General features: G+C 40.1%; 17 protein-coding genes. 9 read left to right on the top strand and 8 right to left on the bottom strand.

The annotated features are described in order from the left end of the window. Positions 1 to 103 precede the first annotated feature (103 nt). The 3 genes from HQQ94_RS12970 to HQQ94_RS12960 all read left to right on the top strand — a co-directional run bounded on the left by HQQ94_RS12970 (position 104) and on the right by HQQ94_RS12960 (position 5,561). The gene (locus HQQ94_RS12970; protein WP_173294819.1) at positions 104 to 1,318 is read left to right on the top strand and encodes an RsmB/NOP family class I SAM-dependent RNA methyltransferase; all 1,215 of its coding nucleotides are present in this window, start codon (positions 104 to 106) and stop codon (positions 1,316 to 1,318) included. Between the two features lie 34 nt (positions 1,319 to 1,352). Then, positions 1,353 to 2,081: a cytochrome b/b6 domain-containing protein gene (locus HQQ94_RS12965; protein ID WP_173294818.1), complete on the top strand. Its 729-nt coding sequence runs from the start codon at positions 1,353 to 1,355 to the stop codon at positions 2,079 to 2,081. Between the two features lie 243 nt (positions 2,082 to 2,324). Next, positions 2,325 to 5,561: a DEAD/DEAH box helicase gene (locus HQQ94_RS12960; RefSeq protein ID WP_254304055.1), complete on the top strand. Its 3,237-nt coding sequence runs from the start codon at positions 2,325 to 2,327 to the stop codon at positions 5,559 to 5,561. 49 nt (positions 5,562 to 5,610) lie between these two features. Here HQQ94_RS12960 and HQQ94_RS12955 read toward each other — a convergent pair whose 3' ends face one another. Then, positions 5,611 to 6,297 (bottom strand): flagellin, encoded by a 687-nt coding sequence (locus HQQ94_RS12955; protein WP_173294817.1) that lies wholly within the window; start codon positions 6,295 to 6,297, stop codon positions 5,611 to 5,613. A gap of 412 nt (positions 6,298 to 6,709) precedes the next feature. Here HQQ94_RS12955 and HQQ94_RS12950 point away from each other — a divergent pair, with 412 nt between their 5' ends. Further along, complete coding sequence (locus tag HQQ94_RS12950) at positions 6,710 to 7,159, top strand: helix-turn-helix domain-containing protein (RefSeq protein ID WP_173294816.1); 450 nt, start codon at positions 6,710 to 6,712, stop codon at positions 7,157 to 7,159. A gap of 74 nt (positions 7,160 to 7,233) precedes the next feature. Here the strand turns inward: HQQ94_RS12950 and asnS are convergent, their stop codons facing one another. Then, a complete protein-coding gene (gene asnS, locus HQQ94_RS12945) occupies positions 7,234 to 8,634 on the bottom strand; it encodes an asparagine--tRNA ligase (protein WP_173294815.1) in 1,401 nt (466 codons plus the stop codon). Between the two features lie 240 nt (positions 8,635 to 8,874). Between asnS and HQQ94_RS12940 the strand changes: the two genes are divergently transcribed. Beyond that, on the top strand, positions 8,875 to 9,210 hold the full coding sequence (locus HQQ94_RS12940) for a hypothetical protein (protein WP_173294814.1): 336 nt from the start codon (positions 8,875 to 8,877) through the stop codon (positions 9,208 to 9,210). A 4-nt stretch (positions 9,211 to 9,214) separates the two neighbouring features. On the opposite strand, the gene HQQ94_RS12935 is transcribed toward HQQ94_RS12940, so the two are convergent. After that, positions 9,215 to 9,787: a CoA pyrophosphatase gene (locus tag HQQ94_RS12935; protein ID WP_173294813.1), complete on the bottom strand. Its 573-nt coding sequence runs from the start codon at positions 9,785 to 9,787 to the stop codon at positions 9,215 to 9,217. 1 nt (position 9,788) lies between these two features. Continuing rightward, on the bottom strand, positions 9,789 to 11,213 hold the full coding sequence (gene pabB / locus HQQ94_RS12930) for an aminodeoxychorismate synthase component I (protein ID WP_173294812.1): 1,425 nt from the start codon (positions 11,211 to 11,213) through the stop codon (positions 9,789 to 9,791). A gap of 209 nt (positions 11,214 to 11,422) precedes the next feature. Here pabB and HQQ94_RS12925 point away from each other — a divergent pair, with 209 nt between their 5' ends. The 4 genes from HQQ94_RS12925 (at position 11,423) to yjjG (ending at position 16,436) form a co-directional block, all read left to right on the top strand. Continuing rightward, positions 11,423 to 12,961 (top strand): fumarate hydratase, encoded by a 1,539-nt coding sequence (locus HQQ94_RS12925; RefSeq protein ID WP_173294811.1) that lies wholly within the window; start codon positions 11,423 to 11,425, stop codon positions 12,959 to 12,961. A gap of 217 nt (positions 12,962 to 13,178) precedes the next feature. Beyond that, positions 13,179 to 15,233 (top strand): S9 family peptidase, encoded by a 2,055-nt coding sequence (locus tag HQQ94_RS12920; protein WP_173294810.1) that lies wholly within the window; start codon positions 13,179 to 13,181, stop codon positions 15,231 to 15,233. A 209-nt stretch (positions 15,234 to 15,442) separates the two neighbouring features. Next, the gene (locus HQQ94_RS12915; protein WP_173294809.1) at positions 15,443 to 15,658 is read left to right on the top strand and encodes a EutP/PduV family microcompartment system protein; all 216 of its coding nucleotides are present in this window, start codon (positions 15,443 to 15,445) and stop codon (positions 15,656 to 15,658) included. 103 nt (positions 15,659 to 15,761) lie between these two features. Beyond that, positions 15,762 to 16,436, top strand: coding sequence for a pyrimidine 5'-nucleotidase (gene yjjG, locus HQQ94_RS12910; protein WP_173294808.1), 675 nt, complete (start codon positions 15,762 to 15,764; stop codon positions 16,434 to 16,436). Positions 16,437 to 16,588: 152 nt separating this feature from the next. On the opposite strand, the gene HQQ94_RS12905 is transcribed toward yjjG, so the two are convergent. The 4 genes from HQQ94_RS12905 to HQQ94_RS12890 form a co-directional block, all read right to left on the bottom strand. After that, on the bottom strand, positions 16,589 to 16,930 hold the full coding sequence (locus tag HQQ94_RS12905) for a hypothetical protein (RefSeq protein WP_173294807.1): 342 nt from the start codon (positions 16,928 to 16,930) through the stop codon (positions 16,589 to 16,591). Between the two features lie 415 nt (positions 16,931 to 17,345). Beyond that, positions 17,346 to 18,395: a sulfate ABC transporter permease gene (locus HQQ94_RS12900; protein WP_173294806.1), complete on the bottom strand. Its 1,050-nt coding sequence runs from the start codon at positions 18,393 to 18,395 to the stop codon at positions 17,346 to 17,348. A 1-nt stretch (position 18,396) separates the two neighbouring features. After that, complete coding sequence (locus HQQ94_RS12895) at positions 18,397 to 18,873, bottom strand: hypothetical protein (protein WP_173294805.1); 477 nt, start codon at positions 18,871 to 18,873, stop codon at positions 18,397 to 18,399. 10 nt (positions 18,874 to 18,883) lie between these two features. Continuing rightward, positions 18,884 to 22,045: a response regulator gene (locus tag HQQ94_RS12890; RefSeq protein WP_173294804.1), complete on the bottom strand. Its 3,162-nt coding sequence runs from the start codon at positions 22,043 to 22,045 to the stop codon at positions 18,884 to 18,886. Between the last annotated feature and the right edge of the window lie 83 nt (positions 22,046 to 22,128).

Below are 22,128 nucleotides of genomic sequence, written 5' to 3'. Positions count from 1 at the left end.
TGAGCCTAGAGGTTATCGAGAATAGGAGAGATGTCTTGCGTATTGCAGAGTTAACTCTTATGATCGGCCTGTTTTCCTTTATGCATCTACCACAGGCAATATCATGCTTAACTCTCCGCTGTCCCCTAGCTCCACAGAATTAGTTATTAGTATTTTAGATATGGTGTTATCTGAAGGTAAGCCTTTAGATAGGGCGTATTCAGTCCATTTTTCAGGTCTTCAGCTTGCCCCTTCAGAGCTGGCTCGGATCACCAAGGTTACTGGGGACATGTTACGGCGTTTAAATTTGTACTGTTTCTTGTCTGATGTGAAACCCGATGAGATATCGCGTTTGGGCACGCGTTTGATGAATGCATGGCATATGTTTCATGGACTTGAACTCCCTAAACTTGAGTATTCGTTACCCCTTAGCGAAGCTGAATATGTTACCCGTCTCGAAGAAGCTAAAAAACAAGCGGCACTTTGGGATGGTTGTCCTCAATGGCTAGAGGACATGGGTCAAGCGCAATTAGGGGATAATTGGCCAAAAGAACGGGCTGCGTTGACTCTACCACCTAAGCGTTTTATTCGCGCTAATACCTTAAAATGCACCCGTGACGAATTAGGTAAAAAGCTGCGCAATGAGCAGGTACAAACCCAAATAGTTGAAGGGGTAGAAACAGCACTAGAGGTCACGTCTGATGCTGCATTATTTCGTACTGAAAGTTTTAAAAAAGGCTGGTTTGAGCAGCAAGATGCAGGTTCGCAGTTAGTGGCTTCTGCCGTCGATGCCAAACCGGGTATGCGAGTCATTGATGCTTGTGCCGGTGCTGGTGGCAAGACCTTGTCTATTGCCGCACAGATGCAAGGTAAAGGTCGTTTACTTGCGATGGATGTAGAACAATGGAAATTAGACAGTCTTAAACAGCGTGCACGCCGTGCTAATGCCAGTAATATTGAAACACGCCTTATTGCCAGCAGTAAAACCATTAAGCGCCTTAAATTGAGTGCTGATAGGGTATTGCTTGATGTACCGTGTTCTGGGCTTGGGGTGCTTAAACGTAACCCTGATGCTAAATGGCGTGATACGGCAGAGCGTTTACCAGTGCTTGTTGAATTACAAAAGCATATTTTACACAGTTATAGTCGCATGGTGAAAGTGGGCGGGATTTTAGTCTATGCCACTTGCTCTATTATGCCTGAAGAGAACCGCGATCAAATCGATGCCTTTTTAGTTGAAAATACACATTTTAGGTTATTAGAAGATGACACCATTAGCGTTGCTGATTCAGGTTTTGATGGGTTTTACATGGCGAGACTAGAACGGATTGCTGAGTAGCCTTATTCACCATTTTGATAAATATAAGGGAGCCATGATGTTAGCTACAGAGACAAAAATATACCGAGTCTGGGATAAAACGAGTCGTCTATTTCACTGGCTCAATGTGTTGCTTGTGCTGAGTTTGGTATTTGTTGGCTTGTTGATGCTGTTTCGCAAAGATTTAGGGATCAATGGACTCGAAGCCAAAATTAAGTTAAAAGAATTACACGTGATTATTGGTTATTTTTTTGCTGCTAATTTATTGTTGAGGATTGTGTGGGGATTTGTCGGTAATCATTTCGCGAGATTTACAAACAATATGCCTAACTTGAGTGCGATTAAGGCATATCAGTCAGCACTCGCGCGAGGTGAAAATCCACAATATGTTGGGCACAACCCTGTTGGCAAGTTGGCGGTGTTGATTATCATGTTGACCTTAACACTTATTCTCATGACGGGACTATTTCGCGCAGGAACAGATATTTATTACCCGCCATTTGGCAATACTGTTGCAGCTTATCTTGCTGAAGATGGTGTCGATGCTGTAAGCATTAAGCCTTATGATGAAACTGGGGTCAATAAACATAAACTGGATGAGATTAAACCTTATAAAGGCTTTGCTGGAACCGTTCATCTTTATGCGGTTTATTTTTTACTGGTGTTAATTTTGCTCCATGTGATCGCGGTGATACACGCAGAACGAAAGCATCAACCTGGGATAATATCGGCCATGTTTTCTGGTGAGAAAAGAATAACGGGCCCGACTCAAGATCGCCAATAGTCTTATCGTTATCCATGATTAAGGGAAACTCTCTCTGAGTTTTGCTTAATCATGTTGAAGGTTCGGTCATAGGAATTCTTAGTAGATATTTGATGCGCTTGATTATTTTTTAATTTATATCTGGATTAAAAGAACTGATGTGCTGAGTTAACAGTGCTATAATTCTTGCTTTCTGTTTAGTGGTGATCACCTGTGTTTCTATAACATATGATCGATTAACTCAGTAAGTTAAAGGCAAATTAATTGATCAAGCTAACAGCATATTTTACTCAAGCTACCATTTTCAACGCAATGCAAGGCTTGTTTGCAGGACAATTGATCCGCAGTGATCACACGACTTGGCAGCTTACAGGTGAGTTCGGACTTGACAGCCAACAAAGACGACAACAAACACCTTTAAACAGTATTCCTATTTACACTTATCTCGATTGGACTGCAGGTCCTATCATTGGCTCAGAACACAGTCATTGTTCATGTGGTAAAGGTGAGCCTTGTGAGCATTTAGCCGCACTTGCTATTGATCATATTGCTAAACAAAACTTGATCACTGCTTATTCAGGTGATAAAAAACGCCCAGATACGGCCTTAAGACTACTTAAAACGGAATTTAATCAAAGATTTGATCCTTATCCTAAAATGGTCCGAAATCGGATTGTTTATCTGTTATCTTTAGGTGAGCAAGGATTACATTTAACCGCTCATAAAGGTTATCTTAGTAAAAATGGCAATTATTTGATTAAACAGGATATAGGTTTTGGTTTTTCAACTAAATCATCAAAGCCTAAATATGTTACTCAGGCAGATTTATTCTTGTTCGCGCACATAAAAGCACTTTCTTTAGCATTAGATGATAGTCAAAGAATGGCGCAACAAGATGCTATTTCGTTGGACATTATTGATTTTACTTCGTTTAATCTTATTAAAACCTTATGTGCAACTCAGCGTTGCTTTTGGCAAGACTGTGCAGGCACAGCGATTAAAATTGAGACTCATTATCCCAATGATTTTATCGACCTTAATGCTTTTGTTGCGCTCGGAGAATGGGGACACCTAGACTTAGCAAGTATGAGCTTAATACTGCGTCCGTTGGATGTTGAAGTCGATAAACCAGTGTTTGATCTCGAACAGGATTGGTGGCCCGAGCTAAAAGTTAGCCGGCATCAGATTGAATTCCCATGGCATGATAACCCCACGCAGGAATGTGAAGTCGTGAATTTCTTCCTCGTTCAGGATGGGCTTAGCATGAGTGTCGATGAGGTGCTTTCTTGCGCCTATGATGCTCCAGAAGTCATGAAGCACATGGCTGAACTCAATGTACAATTAGCTAATTTTCCCTTATTAACGTCGGTTTTTGAATCGCCTGTGTGGGAGACTTTCGCCACAGGAACGAGAGTCTTACCTCAAGAATTGAGTGAGCAGGTGATCGCACTTCATCGATTATCACTTGCTGGTTGGGAAGTGAAATATGAGCCTAAAAATCGCTTTGAAGTGATAGAGCCAACGTATTGGTACGGTGATGTATCAAATCATGACAGTGATAAAAGTTGGTTTGATCTAGAGATTGGTGTCGAAGTTAACGGGAAAAAAATCAACTTGTTACCTTACCTAGTGAAAGCTGTACGCCAAGGTTTAGTTGACAATATTAATAATCAAGACACCCTATTAATGGAACTTGATAGTGGTGAAAGACTCGCGTTACCCGCAGCCAGAATTAAGAACATTTTAGCTGTATTAGTCGAACTCTATGAAAAGAGTCCTTTGTCGGCGACAGAAACAGTCACTTTACCTATGCATCAGTTGACCAGAATTGCTGAGTTATCTTCAGTGAAAACAGCGGATAAATTTCAGTGGTTGGGAAGTCGTTTGTTGAAAAGTAAAGCTGAAAAAGTATTTAATTATTTACAAAAATATGGTGTAAAAGCCCATGTGGTTCATCCCCCTAGAGGGCTCAAAGCTGAGCTGAGAGACTATCAGAAACAGGGGCTTAATTGGCTTCAATTCCTTAAACAACAAGGTTTTTCTGGAATATTAGCCGATGATATGGGGTTAGGTAAAACGATCCAAACGTTGGCTAGTATCCTAATTGATAAAGAATGTGGTCGATTAAACAAGCCATGTTTGATTGTTGCCCCCACCAGTTTATTAGCCAATTGGTTACATGAAGCGCACGTTTTTACCCCCGATTTGAATATACTGGAGTGGTCTGGAGGCAAGCGCCATAAACAAGCAGAGCAGATCCATCAAGCTGATGTGATCATTAGCAGTTACGGTACTTTGCAACAAGATACCTTATTTTGGGCTGACACGCATTTTCATTTGGTGGTGCTTGATGAAGCACAAAATATTAAGAATGCTCGCAGTCGAATTGCGAGCGTTGTGGGTCGTTTAACATCGACTCACAAGTTGTGTTTAACAGGGACACCGCTGGAAAATCACTTAGGTGAATTATGGTCGTTGTTTAACTTTTTAATGCCAGGTTTTCTAGGAAATTTAACGCAATTTAACCGCTTATATCAAATTCCGATAGAAAAAGAAGACGATGAAACAAAACGGCATGCTTTGGTACAAAGGATCAGCCCTTTTTTGTTACGCAGAATGAAATCAGATGTGGCGACTGAGCTTCCTACAAAAACAGTGATCAATGAGTACATTAATTTGACTCAGGTACAAGCTGATTTTTATGAGACTATCCGGTTGACAATGTCTGATGAACTGAGAAAAGCGATTTCTCTTTCAGGCATGAAACGAAATCGCTTAGCGCTCACTAATGCACTGCTTAAGTTAAGGCAGGTTTGTTGTCATCCTGAATTACTTAAATTAGATCTCATTATCAATAAAACCATTGAGGGTGTATCAATGGGGAGGATCTCTCCCAGTGAAAGGTTAATTGACAATGGGGATAAACAAAGAGGTAAAACACCAAATAAAGCTATCGGATCTGATGGTGTGACTCATTCAGGTAAATTGAATTGGTTGGCTGCCAAACTTCCCAACATGATTGAAGAGGGGAGACGGGTACTGATATTTTCATCTTTTACCAGTATGTTAACGCTTATTTCTGAGTTATTAAAGACATTATCTATTGATCACGTTGAGCTGACGGGGAAAAGTCGAGATAGACCGAGTTTAGTGAAGCGTTTTCAAGATCATGAAGTGCCCATTTTTTTAATTAGTTTAAAAGCGGGAGGAGCAGGCTTAAATTTAACTGCTGCCGATGTTGTGATCCACACCGATCCTTGGTGGAACCCTGCAGCAGAGCAGCAAGCAAGCGACAGGGCTTACAGGATCGGTCAGAATAAATCCGTTTTTGTGTATAAACTGATTTGTAAAGATACGGTCGAAGAGCGGATACAAAGATTACAGGAATCTAAATTCAATTTGGCGCAAAGTATTTATGAGCATGAAACCCAAACGGCCACAGAAATGACCGGTGACGATTGGTTAGCATTACTTAAACCTTTAGCAATGGATGGGTCATAAAGCCAATTGTTCATTTGTTCTATCAGGCTTAGATCATGATGAAAAGGAATTAAATAAATTGATTGAAAAGAAGTCCTTTGCGATCCTCGTCATCTCTTTTTAAAATAACTGCGATTTTTAATTGAAGTTCAGTTCTGAGTAAATCAGAAGATGATTGAGCGTGATCGGTATCTTGGATCCGAGAGCGAGCCGCTTGATGATTGATGTTACTAATTTGATAATGATTAATTTGACTATCTAATGCATTACTTTGTGCTCCTGCTGCGCTGGTATTGGTATCGATGACAACATTGGCCTCTTCAATGATGGTTTGCGACGCACTCGTGTTATTGGCATTTAAAGGAGCAATAAAATTACTTTGCCCTAAGATATCTTCTGCGATCACATTGATTTCTTCTGTCAGTTGATCAAGTTCAGCTTGGATAGCCTGCTTATCATTTAAAGGGTTACCTGCCTGTATGGTTAATTCTCTTGCCCGTAGCAGATTATCAGTAATTGAGGCGTATTGCCCTGCTTGTGTATTAATGATCCCTTGTTGATCTTGGGCATTTTTTTCACGTGTGTTTGAGGCATGAATACTGGAAGTTAATCGATTGGCAATTTGAAGACCGGCTGGATCGTCTGAGGCTTGATTAATTTTAAAGCCTGTTGATAGCTTTTCCAGTTGATTTTTGCGTTCTTCTTGCAGGCGTTCAAGATTGTTAAGACTTGATGATGGAGTGGCAGGTAACTTCATATATACCTCTTCATACTACCATAGTTAACTTTTAGTATCCGACTTTCTGGTTGAAAAATCAACTATTGCGGCATCAGTACTTAGTGCGGTTAAATGTAAGAGAATGATTATTAGTACATCGAGTCATACTCCTTAATTGGTTATAAATGGGTCTTATTTGCCCTTTAAAGGGGGTAAATTTGTCTAAGTAGTTGTTATGTACTACACATTAAGTTGTACTTTACGCAGCGGATTAACAATTTTATCCAATAATAGGTATCGGTTTGTATAGGTAATGTTATTTGGTAGTTGCTGGTGTGTGATGTGATCTTGTGCTACCAATCGTTTGAGAGTGTTATTAAGTGTGAGTGGTAATGGATGTGGAACATTCATTGTAAAGCGACATTTTAAGGTAAATATGGAGAACTGAGTGATGGCTGTTAGCATGTGTGAGACTAAAAACTTAATGCAACTTATTCGTAAAGAGACCAATGCGCGAATGAAATTAAAGTTACTTGCTTTGCTTCATTTTCAAGAGGGGAAATCGCGATACCAGATCGCAGATTATCTCAAAGTAAGCCGTACAAGTGTGAATAAATGGATCACAAGCTATTTAGCCTTAGGTTTAGAGGGATTGAAGGCGAAAAAACACACAGGGAGACCAGCCGCGTTAAATGATGAACAAATACAGCAATTGTCTAGGTTTATAACATCCCGTCTCGCAATCCAAAGTGCAGATCCATTACATGGCTGTGATGTACAAGCTTATATACATGATAATTTTGGTGTGATGTATGAAATATCCAATATTTACAGGATATTAGAACGCTTAGAGTGCACATTGGTTACCCATTTAGATGAGCACGTTGAGGTAGCAGATTAATCGAATCACCGTGGTGGGTTGTTGAGTGAAAAAAAACGCCCGTGAAGGCGTTTTATGAGAGAAGTGTCTAATGGTTAGAAACTGGCTGATTTTGGCGCTCGAGGGAATGGGATCACATCACGGATGTTAGAGACACCAGTGACATACGATACTAAACGTTCGAAACCTAATCCAAATCCAGCGTGTGGGACAGTGCCGTAACGGCGCATATCACGGTACCACCAGTAGTCTTCTTTATTAAGTTGCATTTCTTCGAGGCGAGCATCGAGAACATCTAAACGCTCTTCACGCTGTGCACCACCAATGATTTCACCAATACCAGGCGCAAGTACGTCCATTGCGGCAACAGTTTTACCATCGTCATTGAGACGCATATAGAAAGCTTTAATGTCTTTAGGGTAGTTTTTGACCACCACAGGAGCTTTAAAGTGTTCTTCAGCTAGATAGCGTTCATGTTCTGAATGCAAGTCAATGCCCCATTCAACCTGATATTCGAACTTTTTATCGCATGCTTTGAGGATCTCAATGGCATCGGTATAGTTGACTTGGGCAAAATCGCTTTCAACAAAAGATTCAAGACGCTCAATGACGGTCTTATCAACGCGTTGAGCAAAGAATTCTAAATCATCACGACGCTCTTCAAGTACGGCTTTAAAACAGAATTTAAGCATCTGCTCAGCAAGACCTGCTATATCATCAAGATCGGCAAATGCGACTTCAGGTTCAACCATCCAAAATTCAGCCAAGTGACGACTTGTATTAGAGTTTTCTGCACGGAAAGTGGGACCGAATGTATAGACTTTTGACAGTGCACAGGCATAAGTTTCAGCGTTAAGCTGGCCTGAGACTGTTAAAAAAGATTCTTTCCCGAAAAAATCTTCACTGTAGTCTACTTTGCCTTCATCCGTACGGGGAAGGTTTTCCAGATCTAACGTCGATACGCGGAACATTTCGCCTGCACCTTCACAATCAGACGCTGTGATAAGTGGCGTCGATACCCAAATATAACCTTGTTCATGGTAGAAACGGTGAATGGCTTGAGATAAGCTGTTTCTGACTCGCGCCACAGCCCCAATGATATTAGTGCGTGGGCGTAAGTGAGCAAGCTCTCTTAGGTGCTCAATAGAGTGTCGTTTAGCAGCCATTGGATAGGTTTCAGGGTTATCGACCCAACCTGCGACTTCAACATGAGTCACTTGAAGTTCGAATGCTTGCCCTTTACCTGGAGAGTCAACGACTTCGCCAGTCATAACGAGAGAGCAACCGGCCGTTAGCTTTAAGATCTCTTCATCATAATTCGGTAAACTATTTGGCACTACACCCTGAATAGGATCAAAGCAGGAACCATCATAAACGGCGAGAAAAGATATCCCAGCCTTAGAATCTCGGCGAGATCTTACCCAACCACGAACAGTAACTTGCGAACCGATCGCAAATTCACCTTTAAATACAGAAGCGACAGATGTAATGCTCATTGCTGCTTAGTTCTCCAGAGAACGTGTTATAAAAATTCAGACGCTTATATTACCTTGCTGGCGTCTTTTCTCAAGTGTTAAAAAGAGTAATCATGCTTTGTTGTAAAAAAAAGAGACAAAATTTGGTTTTATGATAAAAACCTCTTTTCTTTATGGCCTATTAATGCAGAGTAAGTGACTGAAATATGCAGACCAAGCGCATATTGTTATACTTAACAAGTTGAGTTTAGGGGAAACGATATGAAAAAAGTGAGAATGTTTCAGCTGCTATTGTCATTTTTATCCGTGGTTGGATGGTCTTTAGCCGTCTATGCATTATTGGTGTTTGATAAGGCAAGACCTGATAGGGAGGTAGGCTATTTCTTCAGTAAAGGCTCACCAGTGCGCTTAATGTGGGATCAAACGTACACGATTCAACTTGAGTATATTCTCTGGGGATGTGCGGCGATTAGTTTGGTTAGTTTGGCTTTTAATTATTATTTTGCTCATCATAGTAAAATGGGGTATTGGGTTAATATCCCACTGTTGTTGATGGTGTCAGTTGCAGCAGGCTTATATTTACGGTTTTTTGTGTAGGGCTTCATTCATGGGTTAATTGTTGACATAATTGTTCTATAATTGCTGCGGTTGCTCCCCAAATAATGTGTTGTTTAAACGGAATGAAATGGATGGTGTAGGGGATACCTTGTCTATGATGGAGGTAATGTAGCCGGTTATTCTGGTTTAATAAAAAGCTTAAGGGGACAGTAAAAAAATCGGCCACTTCTTCCTCATCAAGAACAGGTACAAAACTGTTTTTGACAATGCCCAGTACCGGTGTGATTTCGAACCCAGTGAAGGTTTTATATTTTGGATATTGCCCTAAAATTTCTACATTCGTGACTTTCAGTGCTATTTCTTCTTCCGCTTCTCTCAATGCTGTGGCGATGATATCAAGATCACATTGCTCAACTTTGCCACCAGGGAAGCTGACCTGTCCAGGATGGTTACGCAGATGCATCGGTCTGCGGGTTAAAATGACATGAGTGTGGTTATCGACTTGGGTGAATGCAATTAATACGGCTGCTTGGCGTAATGCTGTTGATATAGGCAAGCTCGCTTGTTCCACCAAAGGATGAACATTATACCTCACTCTCAGTTCCGATAAATTCACCTTACTCCTCCATTATTCTTGATGACATGTTTTTAAGAATAGGCAGAATTTTGCTCACTTTATCATAGGTTTCCTGATATTCTTCTTCTGCAATTGAGTCAGCAACAATCCCCCCACCAGCCCAACAATATATTCGGTTTGATTGGGTAACTAACGTCCTAATGGTGATACTGGTATCCATATTGCCATCTTGGCTTATGTAGCCAATCGATCCACAGTATAGGCTACGGCGTGAAGGTTCAAGCTCTTCAATGATTTCCATGGCACGAATTTTAGGCGCGCCAGTAATCGATCCGCCAGGGAATGTGGCCTTTAATAGGTCGCTGGCTTGGTATTGTGGGTCGAGCTTAGCGGTCACTGTACTGACGAGATGATGGACAGCAGGGAAACTTTCAATATTAAACAGTGTTGGGACCTCGACAGATCCTGCTTGAGCCACTTTTCCGATATCATTGCGTAATAAGTCGACTATCATGAGGTTTTCAGCGCGATCTTTTGGGGCATGTAAGAGGGCGGTTGCAGATCGTTGATCTTCTACGGGATCGTTAAACCTTGGGCGTGTTCCCTTAATGGGTTTAGTTTGAATATCGGTGCCGTGCAGTTGTATAAAACGTTCCGGTGATATCGATAAAATGGCGGCATTATCGAGTCTGATAAAAGCAGAAAAAGGTGCTTTGTTGATTTGACTTAACTCAACATAAGCGAGCCATTCATCACCATGGTAATCAGCTTCAAATCGATGAGTTAAATTAATCTGATAGCAATCACCACTGTGCAGATAATGATGTATTTTATTAAATTTTTCTAAGTATTGTTGACGGCAAGTCTGGTTATACCAGTGACTTGTTAATGAAAAAGGGCAGTCTTTTTGAGTCACAGGTTTTTTGATTAACGCGTTAAGCTCGGCTAATTTATGATTCAGAGCATCCTGACCTTGGTAATGCACTAACGTCCAACAGGCCAATTGATAATCGTAAATAAGCGCCCACATATACAAGCCGATATTCATTTCGGCTAATTCAATATCCTTTTGTGCAATGGAAGGTAATATTTCTATTTGTCGGCCTAAATCATAACTAAAACATCCCATCGCCCCACCAGAGAATGGATATGGACTGGCTAATGAGTGAGGAAAGTATTGAGCAAGGCTTAATTTAATTACATCAAATGGATCAATATCTACGTGTACCACTTTACTCACTTTAGCAGCATTAAAATGGGTGACTTCAGTCCTATTTGCTTCGGTGATGATTGTGGCAACAGGATCGCACACAATGATGTCGTATTTAGCATCAACATGCTTCGCATTGGCAGAGTCAAGTAACATGGCCCAAGGTTGGTGTGAAAAATATGAAAATAACTCTGTGGTAGTGTGCTTCCAAGTCAGCTTACACGAAGCAAGCTGAGGCGATGCTAGAAAAGTCATCGATAAACCTTAATAAATGTGGTATTCCCCTGTAACTTATCGATAGAGTATCATAACCATCAGCTAGAATTAAAATAATCGCATTGTAAGTGGCAGTAGGCCCAAGTGTCATATTCCACTTGTGGGGATAGCGGGGTATCATAGGTCCAGAGCAAGGTGAATAACAATAATTATGACGGCGATAAAAGCTGTTGGAGTGAATCTCTATTATGTCCGATAAAAAGGAAGAGTCTGTGAGTAACGAAATCATCATAAAGCAAGCTGATCTTATTGAAAGTGTTGCTGATGCACTGCAATACATCTCGTATTACCATCCCAAAGATTTCATTGATGCGATGTCTGAGGCTTATGAACGTGAGGAAAGCAATGCAGCGAAAGATGCCATTGCACAGATATTAATTAACTCTCGTATGTCAGCTGAAGGTAAACGTCCTCTGTGCCAAGATACAGGTATCGTTACTTGCTTTGTTAAAGTGGGCATGGCGGTAAAATGGGACAAGACTGACATGACTGTTCAGCAGATGGTCGATGAAGGGGTAAGGCAAGCTTATACTAATCCTGATAATCCACTGCGTGCCTCCATCGTCGCTGATCCTGCTGGTACACGTAAGAACACCAAAGATAATACTCCCTCCGTTGTGCATATCGAGATGGTGCCAGGTCATCATGTCGATGTGGCGATTGCCGCTAAAGGTGGTGGATCAGAAAATAAATCAAAAATGGCCATGCTAAATCCCTCTGATGATGTGGCTGCTTGGGTTGAAAAAACCTTACCGACCATGGGAGCTGGCTGGTGTCCACCAGGCATGCTAGGGATCGGCATTGGCGGCACGGCTGAAAAAGCGGCTGTGATGGCCAAAGAATCATTAATGGATCCGGTCGATATTCATGAGTTGCAAGTGAAAGGCGCAGAAACCACAGAAGAGAAGATGCGTATAGACATTTTTGAACGTGCGAATAAACTGGGGATTGGCGCACAAGGACTCGGCGGATTAACCACTGTACTGGATGTTAAAATTAAATCTGCACCTACTCACGCAGCTTCAAAACCCGTCGTGATGATCCCGAACTGCGCAGCAACACGGCACGTACATTTTCATCTCGACGGAACGGGCCCAGCACTATTACCTCCACCATCACTGGAAGATTGGCCTGTGATCACCCGTGAAGTGGGTGAAAATACGCGCCGAGTTGACCTTAATACTGTCACTCAAGCCGATATCGAACAGTGGGAAAGTGGTGATACTTTACTGCTTAACGGCAAGATGCTAACAGGCCGAGATGCTGCACACAAGCGGATCCAAAGCTTGATTGAATCAGGTGAAGGCTTACCTGAAGGGGTCGATTTTACGGGTAAATTTATCTATTATGTTGGACCTGTTGATCCTGTCGGTGATGAAGTCGTTGGCCCTGCGGGTCCGACAACGGCGACACGTATGGATAAGTTCACCGATCTGATGTTAGAGCAAACTGGACTCATGGGAATGATAGGTAAAGCCGAACGTGGTCCTGCGACGGTAGCATCCATTAAAAAGAATAAAGCGGTTTACTTGATGGCTGTCGGTGGCGCTGCTTATCTTGTCTCTAAAGCGATTAAACAATCCCGTGTTGTCGCCTTTGCTGATCTTGGCATGGAAGCGATTTACGAGTTTGACGTACAAGACATGCCAGTGACTGTCGCTGTGGATTCTAATGGGGTGAATGCACACGAAACGGGTCCGGCTATTTGGAAAGTTAAATTAAGTTAATCACTTACAAATAGTGAAATAAAATAAGGAGGTTTACGCCTCCTTATTTTGATAATGTACTTTCCGTATAGAAAAATGTATCTATACTGTCGGCTGGAGAATAACGCTTTTCTCAATCACGCCTTGTTCAGTCATACTTAGGAAGCTCAGAAGCGAGCATTTCGCAGTGACTCAGGCATAAATAACACAGCAATCAACAAAGACGACGATAATAATAATGAAAAAATCTGCGCTCATACTTGCCCTGACTAGTGTCGGAATAGCAAGTGCCGTTCAAGCCTCTCAAACTGAGGATTTTACGGTTCAACACTTAGTTAAAATCAATACACTACACTCAGCGGCACTCTCTCATAATGGTAAACAATTGGTCTATGCTATCAAAAAAATTGATAGTAAAGGAAAGGCCAATTCTGATCTTTATATCCAAGATTTGTCTGAAGAAAAAAGTACAGTAAAGCAATTGACATCGGGGAGCGGTACTGAGCATAGTGTGGCTTTTTCTGCTGATGATAAAACCCTGTATTTTTTGGCTGATCGTCATGGTACGAATCAATTATACGCTTTATCACTTTCAGGGGGAGAAGCAATTCAAGTCTCTGATCTGCCATTGGATATTGAAGGTTTTAAGCTTTCACTAGATTCAAAACAAGTGGTGTTTAACCTGCGTGTTTTTCCAGATTGTAAAGATTTAGCTTGTTCTAAAACCAAGTTTGTTGCCGAAGAAAAACGCAAGTCAACAGGCCGTGAATATAAGCAGCTGATGGTGAGACATTGGGATACTTGGGGAGATCACGCTCGTAGTCACCTGTTTGTGGCTCAGCTTAACGGTGAAAAGATCTCAACCGCTACAGATGTCACAGCTGGTTTAGACACTGATACTCCACCAAAACCTTTTTCAGGGATGGAAGAAGTGACCTTCACTCCCGATGGTAAACATGTCGTTTATACAGCAAAAGCCCCCAGTAAAGACCAAGCTTGGAATACGAATTATGATCTGTGGCAAGTGTCGGTTTCTGGTGGTGAAGTCGTTAACTTAACAAAAGCAAATAAAGCCTGGGATTCACAGCCTACTTATTCAGCCGATGGTCGTTATTTAGCGTATTTCGCGATGACAAAACCAGGTTTTGAGGCTGATCGTTATCGGATCATGTTACGTGATACTGTGACTGGACAGGAAAAAGAAGTTGCACCATTATGGGATCGTAGTCCCAGTGCAATGACCTTTGGTAAAGATAATCGCACCTTATATGTCACGGCTCAAGACGTAGGCCAAGTCACTATATTTGAAGTGAATACTCAGTTTGGTGACGTGAAAACCTTATTTGATGACGGCAGTAATAGTATCGTTGGCGTTACCGATGATAAAATCATATTCAACCACAAAAGTTTAGATAAACCTGGTGATTTACATCGAATAAATTTAGACGGTCAAGGGACACAACGTTTAACTAACGTAAACAAGGAAAACTTAGCCAAGATTAAATTTGGTGATTTTGAACAGTTTAGTTTTAAAGGTTGGAACAATGAAGAGGTTTATGGTTACTGGATTAAGCCAACAAATTATCAAGTAGGCAAACAGTACCCTATCGCTTTTCTGGTTCATGGCGGCCCACAAGGCTCGTTTGGTAATTCATTTAGCAGTCGTTGGAATGCACAATTATGGGCTGGTGCGGGTTACGGTGTTGTGATGATTGATTTTCATGGCTCTACTGGCTATGGTCAAGCGTTTACAGATTCGATTACGAAAGATTGGGGTGGCAAGCCACTTGAAGATCTGCAAAAAGGATTGGCTGCGGTCACTCAGCAGCAACAGTGGCTTGATGGCAACCGTACCTGCGCCTTGGGCGGATCCTATGGTGGTTATATGATGAATTGGATCCAAGGTAATTGGAGTGATGGTTTTAATTGCCTCGTTAATCATGCGGGTTTGTTTGATATGCGCTCTATGTATTATGTCACAGAGGAATTATGGTTTCCTGAGCATGAATTTGGTGGCACATATGAAGATAACAAAGACTTATACGAGAAGTTTAACCCGGTTAACTATGTTGAAAATTGGAAAACCCCCATGCTGGTTATCCATGGTGAGCAAGATTTCCGTGTACCTTATGGGCAAGGTTTAGCTGCATTTAGTGCCATGCAGCGCAAGGGGATCCCGTCAGAATTACTTATTTACCCAGATGAGAATCATTGGATCTTAACCCCTGACAATCTTGAACAGTGGTATGCCAAGGTCTTAGGTTGGATGGATCGCTGGACTGAAAAAAAATAGCATTTAGCCTCAAATAAGACCAAAGGTCAGCTCTGTGTTGGCCTTTTTATTAGCATGATATTCAATACCGTTACTATGTTCGAATTAAGTGAAACTATTTCAATATGTATCTAAATGACGAGATAAACATCGATATTACGTTTTAAGTCGCTAATGTCTTCGATAATCATTGTGTTTATTCTGAGTGTTCAATTTTTGCAGGAGTGTATGTGAAACGGATTGTTATTTTTGGTAATTCAGGTTCGGGAAAATCAACCTTAGCGAAACAACTTAGCCAGAATGAAGGGCTTGCTCATCTCGATCTTGATCTGATTGCTTGGTTGACTGCAGCTGATGGCGATATTCCCACTCGTATGCCTGTGAGTGAATCTAAGCAAAAACTCGTGTCATTTATTATCACAGAGAGGGTGAGTTTTCCCGCCTAAGTCATGCTGCTTTTTACAATGACTATAAGGGGAAAAAAACACGCATTACTGGCAATACGACAGGATTAGCTGATAAATATTTTAATCAATAAAAAGGACTAAAATGCAATACCAATGGATACTCTTTGATGCCGATGAAACCTTGTTTCATTTCGATGCATTTGCAGGTCTTAAGCTTATGTTTAGCCGTTTTGCTATTGATTTCAAAGACACAGATTTTGAACTCTATCAACACATTAACAAGCCACTCTGGGTCGATTATCAGAATGGATTAATTACTGCCGCTGAGTTACAAACAAGAAGATTTATTCAGTGGGGAGAAAAGATTGGTGTCAGTGCCCAACAACTTAACAGTCATTTTTTACAGGACATGGCGGAGATCTGTGATTTATTGCCCGGTGCTAAAGCGCTTATCGATGAGTTAGTAGGTAAGGCCAGCCTTGGGATCATCACCAATGGTTTCACTGAGCTGCAAACCGTTCGTTTACAGAAAACCGGACTACTTGATGCATTTGATCACGTGGTGATCTCTGAAGAGGTGGGAATGGCTAAACCAGATGTAGGCATATTTGAGCATGCTTTAGCATTGATGAACTATCCTGAGCGGAATAAGGTATTAATGGTTGGCGATAACCCACACTCCGATATCTTGGGAGGATTAAACGCTGGTGTAGATACCTGTTGGTTAAATTGTCATGAACAACAGGCCTCTGATGGAATTACGCCTCATTATGAAGTTAACTCATTATATAATTTGAAGTTATTACTTTCAAATTAATTGAAAGCAATAACTTGGTCACGGCATAGGTAGGCTAAGTGGCAGTGGCTATTATCCCAAACCAAGGTGTTAAGTCGATTAGAGCAGAATAAAGAGGGAAAATGGCGAGTGTGGGTGAATAGGCATTAGGTATGTAGCAGTGCTAAGCCTATTTATTTGGTTAAAAAACAAGACAGTTCCGTCTGTATTTGTGCATGTATGTCAGGTAATGCTAAGCAAGTTTGATTAATTAAGTGCTCGTCCACTGACTGGCCTATTTGGGTTTTTTGTTCTATTTCGGCTAAAATAACTGAGGTATCTTTCTCACCAAAATCAACTAAAAGTCCTTTTAATGAGTGAGAGAATATATATATTTCACCCCAATTTTGAGCGTCGAAAAGCGTGCGTAATGTTGTCTCAGCTTCTGCGTATTCGTCCAGATAAGCTGTTAAGATAACTTCTATGGACTCTGAGTTATTTTCCCATTGTTTAAAAAAATTGGTTAAATCAATCATAAAATACCTCTCCACTATGGGTTATCATGTAACCCTTATTTCGATACTGAATGCCATCCTTGTGTTGAGCATTGCCCCAACGATTTTTATTATATAATATTTGCAAATTTTATATTCTGAAAACCTTGCTAGTTCATCTAATGTGCCTCTTTTCATTGATATTAAAGATTGAAATCCCTAGCTTCACCAGAGCGCTTTCTAACTTTATTGACTGAAAATAAAGCACAATCTGACACGTGCTGCATATAAAACCATCAGGGAAATAAATTCCGTTTGGCATCATGTCATTTAGTTGCTCAGGTGTTGCTGAAATCTAGCATTTACATATCTACTAATATTCATTTTCTATCCTTTTTAATTAACTAAATTATTGACATAGTTCCAATCTTTATGTTTATCGACAGAGATACATTTTTTAGAAGACAAAATTAAGCATGACAGTATAAAGAAATGCCTCATCTTTTATTGGGGAAGATAAAAAAGTGCCTCTGTCTTTCGTTAAATCAAAATATTGAAGCTCTCCATTCATGGATAGATTAAAGTAAAGATCATAGCGCAATCCTATGAGATAACTATTACTGACTATTTTTTCATTGGCATCATACTGAGTACCATAGCTTATATAGGAAGTGACACTCTGATGCTGATAAGCAATGCTACTATACCAAGAAGAAGAATAATCATTAATTTGAGCTTCAATGGTAAGTAAAGTGGAACCTATTTCATATTCAGCTCCTAATGACCATAAAAGTAGACTTTGATTATCATTTTGCACAACAATCACTTGCTCACCGAATCTAACACTATTGGTTTGGTCATACTGAGCATTAAGTAGGGCAAAATTCCATCGATAATTATCACTGCTCAACCTAGCATTAAAACCAAGCATACTGCTGATGGAAAAATTGAGAGTAGTAGAAGAAGAATAATTAACTTCATTTTCATCTTCGAATCCATAAAAAGGTGTAACAACAAGAGATTGAGTATCATTAATGTCGATGTTCCAACTCACATCTACGCCGTTAAAAGCCGTGATCCCCAAGATACTGTTATATACCTCTGTTGGCGGACGGGCCATTTTGTAGGCGTGCCCAACATAATAATATTCTGATGTTAGAAACAGTGGCAGTCGAAGTGTACCTACATGTATATCGAAATCATCAATGTCATACCCAATGTAAGCCCATTCAATTTGAGGATCATCCCAGCCATCTTGAGGACGTTTGACAACTTGTATAGAGGCCTTTAACGCATCATAATAATAATCTAATTGAACGCCAAAGGTAGTATCACAATCATAGCAACTTTCATCAACAAAACCTCGATGGATCATCAAGGAAGTGGCATTATCTGATTTAGCCCATGAGCTAGAGCCGAAACCTCCCAATGCTAAGTTATCTGTTATTTCTATGATGGCAGCAGCTGGAAAAGATAGGATGACTAAAGCTGCAGAGATTATTCTCATATTAATTGTCCGAGTTAACGATATATAAGATGGTGGCGTTTTTAGGCAGAGATGTTAGACGCGCATAACCGATACGGTTAGGCTTTGCTTTTAACCATTGAATTAACACATTTATGTTTGCTTTATCAAGTTCTTTAGGGTATCTCACTTTCCCAGAAAAAGATAAACTCGCCCAATGAGCATTCATTTGTGCCGTATTTTTACCGAGTAAATTTTGATAAAAACTTGCTCGTTCTTGACTGTTTTCTGGCCAGTCAGAAAGCTCAACTCGTTTACCATTAAGGCGTTTACTTTTCCCCTTATATAATTTTCTTGCCTTATGAATTGAAATTTCAGTGAATTCAGGATCAAGAGAAAAAATAACGTAATTGTCGTTAGCATACAGTGAGGTGGGTAGAATGACGAGTTTAAGTAACACAATGATAATAGCGATTTTTTTCAACTTGCATGGATTCAACAATGTTGGTGGTAAAGTCATTGGTGATCTCTCATATCATGACACTTTCTATTTGGTGAAGTAATTTTTCTTTTCTAACCGGTTTGGCAACATAGGCGTCCATTCCAGAATCATAACAACGTTGTACATCATCATCGATAATGCTCGCTGTTAGTGCGATGATCGGTGTTTTATTCAGTCCAGATGCGTGTTCGTGAGCCCTGATTTCTTCGCTTGCAGTAAAGCCATCTTTTATTGGCATCATGCAATCCATTAAAATAATGTCATAACTATTATCTTTACGATACATGTCAACCGCATCTTGACCATTGTCAGCGATATCAAAAGAATAACCTGCTTTTAAAAGCATATATGAAGCCACTTCTTGATTAATGTGATTGTCTTCAACCAATAGGATCCTTGCAGATTTGATGAGACATGGCTTAGTGATATTTGTCTGGCTAACACTAAGTTGTTGTTTTTCATTGTTTTTTATTGTATTTGAGAGTGTAATAGACTCAGTTGCAGCGAGAAGTTTCTCTTTAAGAGCCTTCATTTTAAAAGGCTTAGAAAGATAATCATCCATGCCAACATCGAAGCATTTTTGAATATCATCATCAAGTACGCTTGCAGTTAAGGCTATAATTGGGATCCTGCGCGACATATTGCGTTCTTTTTCGATGTTTCGGATCTGCTCTGTCGCCGTAAAACCATCCATGACCGGCATCATACAATCCATCAAAATAGCAGCATAATGAGGATGCTTGGTGTACATTTGAATGGCTTCTTCACCATTATTTGCTAAATCGAAGTCAAAGCCAGCTTTTGCTACGTGTAATCCAGCAATCTTTTGATTGACTAAATTATCTTCAACAATGAGCACGTTATTATTTTTCATTAATTCAGTGGTTTGTGAACTCATTATAACTTGATGACTTGCTTGGCACGTTTCAAGTGCTTTGAGTAAACGCGTTCCAAGTAAAGGAAGGAACAATACTGCTGCAATACTGTTACCAAAATCATAGTGGGTACCAAGAAATGGTCTGATTAAGCAAATGGACACGCCGCGAGATGTGAGAGTTTCAAATTGTTTTTTTAATGTCTGATTATTTTCTTGAGTTAAAACGGGAGAATTCTGGTATATCACGTCTTCTAGGATAATTATAGTAGATAGGGACTTGGTTTGCGCTATTGGTTGAGCAAGGATCGCCTCTATCGTATCGATATGCTGTGAAATGGCCACTTGGTAAAATGATAATTCAGATCCTATATATTGGCGTAGTAAAGGATTATTACAAACCAGTGTTATTGGAGTAAAGGCGTTCTTGGGTTCATAGTGCTGAATATCAATAGGTAATTGAAGATCAAAATAGAAACAGCTACCTTGTCCTTTACGTGAGTCTAATAAGATTTCCCCCCCCATGATCTCTACCAATTGTGTACTGATCGCCAGCCCTAAACCCGTGCCCCCAAATTGCTTGGTAATTGAATCGTCTTCTTGAATGAAAGGGGTGAAAATATTCTGTTGTTGTAGTTCATCAATACCAATGCCAGAATCTTGAACAGCAAATCTAATCTGGGTGTTTTCATCCGTTATATTCTGAGTTTCTATTGATAAAGTGACAGAGCCTTGTAATGTGAATTTAACGGCATTGGACATAAAATTCATCAGAATTTGGCGTAAACGATGATCATCGACCATCACTCTACAGGGAGTATTTTCACTGATGTTGACTTTTATTTCTATGCCTTTTTCTCTTGCTTTGGGTGCGGCAATAGCAGCAACATCATAAATAGTTTCACGTATACAAGTAGAACCTGGGTTGATTAACAACATGCCAGATTCAATTTTTGAAAAATCAAGTATGTCATTGATTAGACTTAACAGAAGCTGTGAAGATGTTTCTATTGTATCGAGGTAGTCTTGCTGAGTGGGGCTAAGTGCTGTATCAGCGAGTATTTCTGCAATACCAATAACACCATTTAAAGGTGTGCGTATTTCATGAGACATATTCGCCAGAAAACTACTTTTAGCTTTACTGGCTTGTATCGCTTCATCTTTGGCTTGTTCGGCGGCTTCTTTTGCAACAATGAGCTTCTCATTAGTCTGGTGTCTTTCCCATGTTAATCGCGCGACTTGTTGTGCAAATAGACTGAGTTCATCTTTTCCTTTGATCAGAGCAGAGAGCAAGGATTGATGGGCAATATCGTTTGATTTAATAAACGTTAATATGAGATTTAAGTTGTGAGTCATTTGTCGAGCAAAACTTAGCGCAAAACCAATAACCAATAACGTGAGTACAGTGATCATTGAAATGAACAGAGCACGTTGAATCTCAGCAGCATCAATGGCTTGTTCAACGTCAGATTGAAACTGAGATTTTATATTATTGCCAACGGCAAGAAGCAGCGTCAATCGAGTGGAAAGGGCGTTTAATCCACGATTTACATCTTGTTGAGTTAATGACTCAATCGCGGTCATATTGAGTAAAATACTCCGAAATTGTTGACTGGTGATAAATACCTCATTTTTAAATGTGTTAACCATTAAAGCCACTTGAGCAGTGTTAGCATTCAATGACACAAATCGTTCTAAAAAAAGTAACTGTCTCTGGCTTAACGTTTGGATCTGTTCTGCCAATTCGTGGTCATACTTTTGCATATCTTGATGGATATTGAATAAGGATCTACTGAGTTTATCTTCTTCGTTCGACCAAAACATTAACCATTCTAATTGCAATAATGCATATAGATGATGTTTAATGTCAGTATTGGAATGTTCCAGTGGTACACGTTCAATGCTCAGTAAAATTAGTTGGTATAAGTCAGCTTGCCATTCGATTGCATCGAGTTTTTCATATTGGTCATTGGCTTCTATAATCGATAATGTTGCTTCATTGAAGTTATCAATCAATGTGTTTACTGTCTGTGTGTTAGTGCGAAAAATAGCAGGAGAGAGTGTGGTAAGCTTTGCCGATAATGATGCAGTCATCTGACCTGCATTCTCAACATTGACGTGTTGAGATTCGCGATACAATAACGACACTGTTTGAAGATAGAGAGATAAGTTATTCGAACGCTCTAATTCAGACATTTGTATTGTTAGGAAATATACCTGTCGTCCAGCGAGTGTCAGTAACAGCACTATTGGTATGAGAACTAAACTAAATAATTTATTTTTTACTGATAGATTGTTCCAAACGTATATTGACATACGATGCAAATCCCTCTGCCTTGAGTGATTCATTCATTATGGCACTATTTACATAGGTTGCTTATTTTTAGATGGTTTTTTAA

Origin of the sequence: Shewanella sp. VB17, assembly GCF_013248905.1 — a bacterium.
Taxonomy (GTDB): domain Bacteria; phylum Pseudomonadota; class Gammaproteobacteria; order Enterobacterales; family Shewanellaceae; genus Shewanella.
Note: the sequence above shows the minus strand (reverse complement) of the source record. Positions and strands in the feature narration are given on the sequence as shown.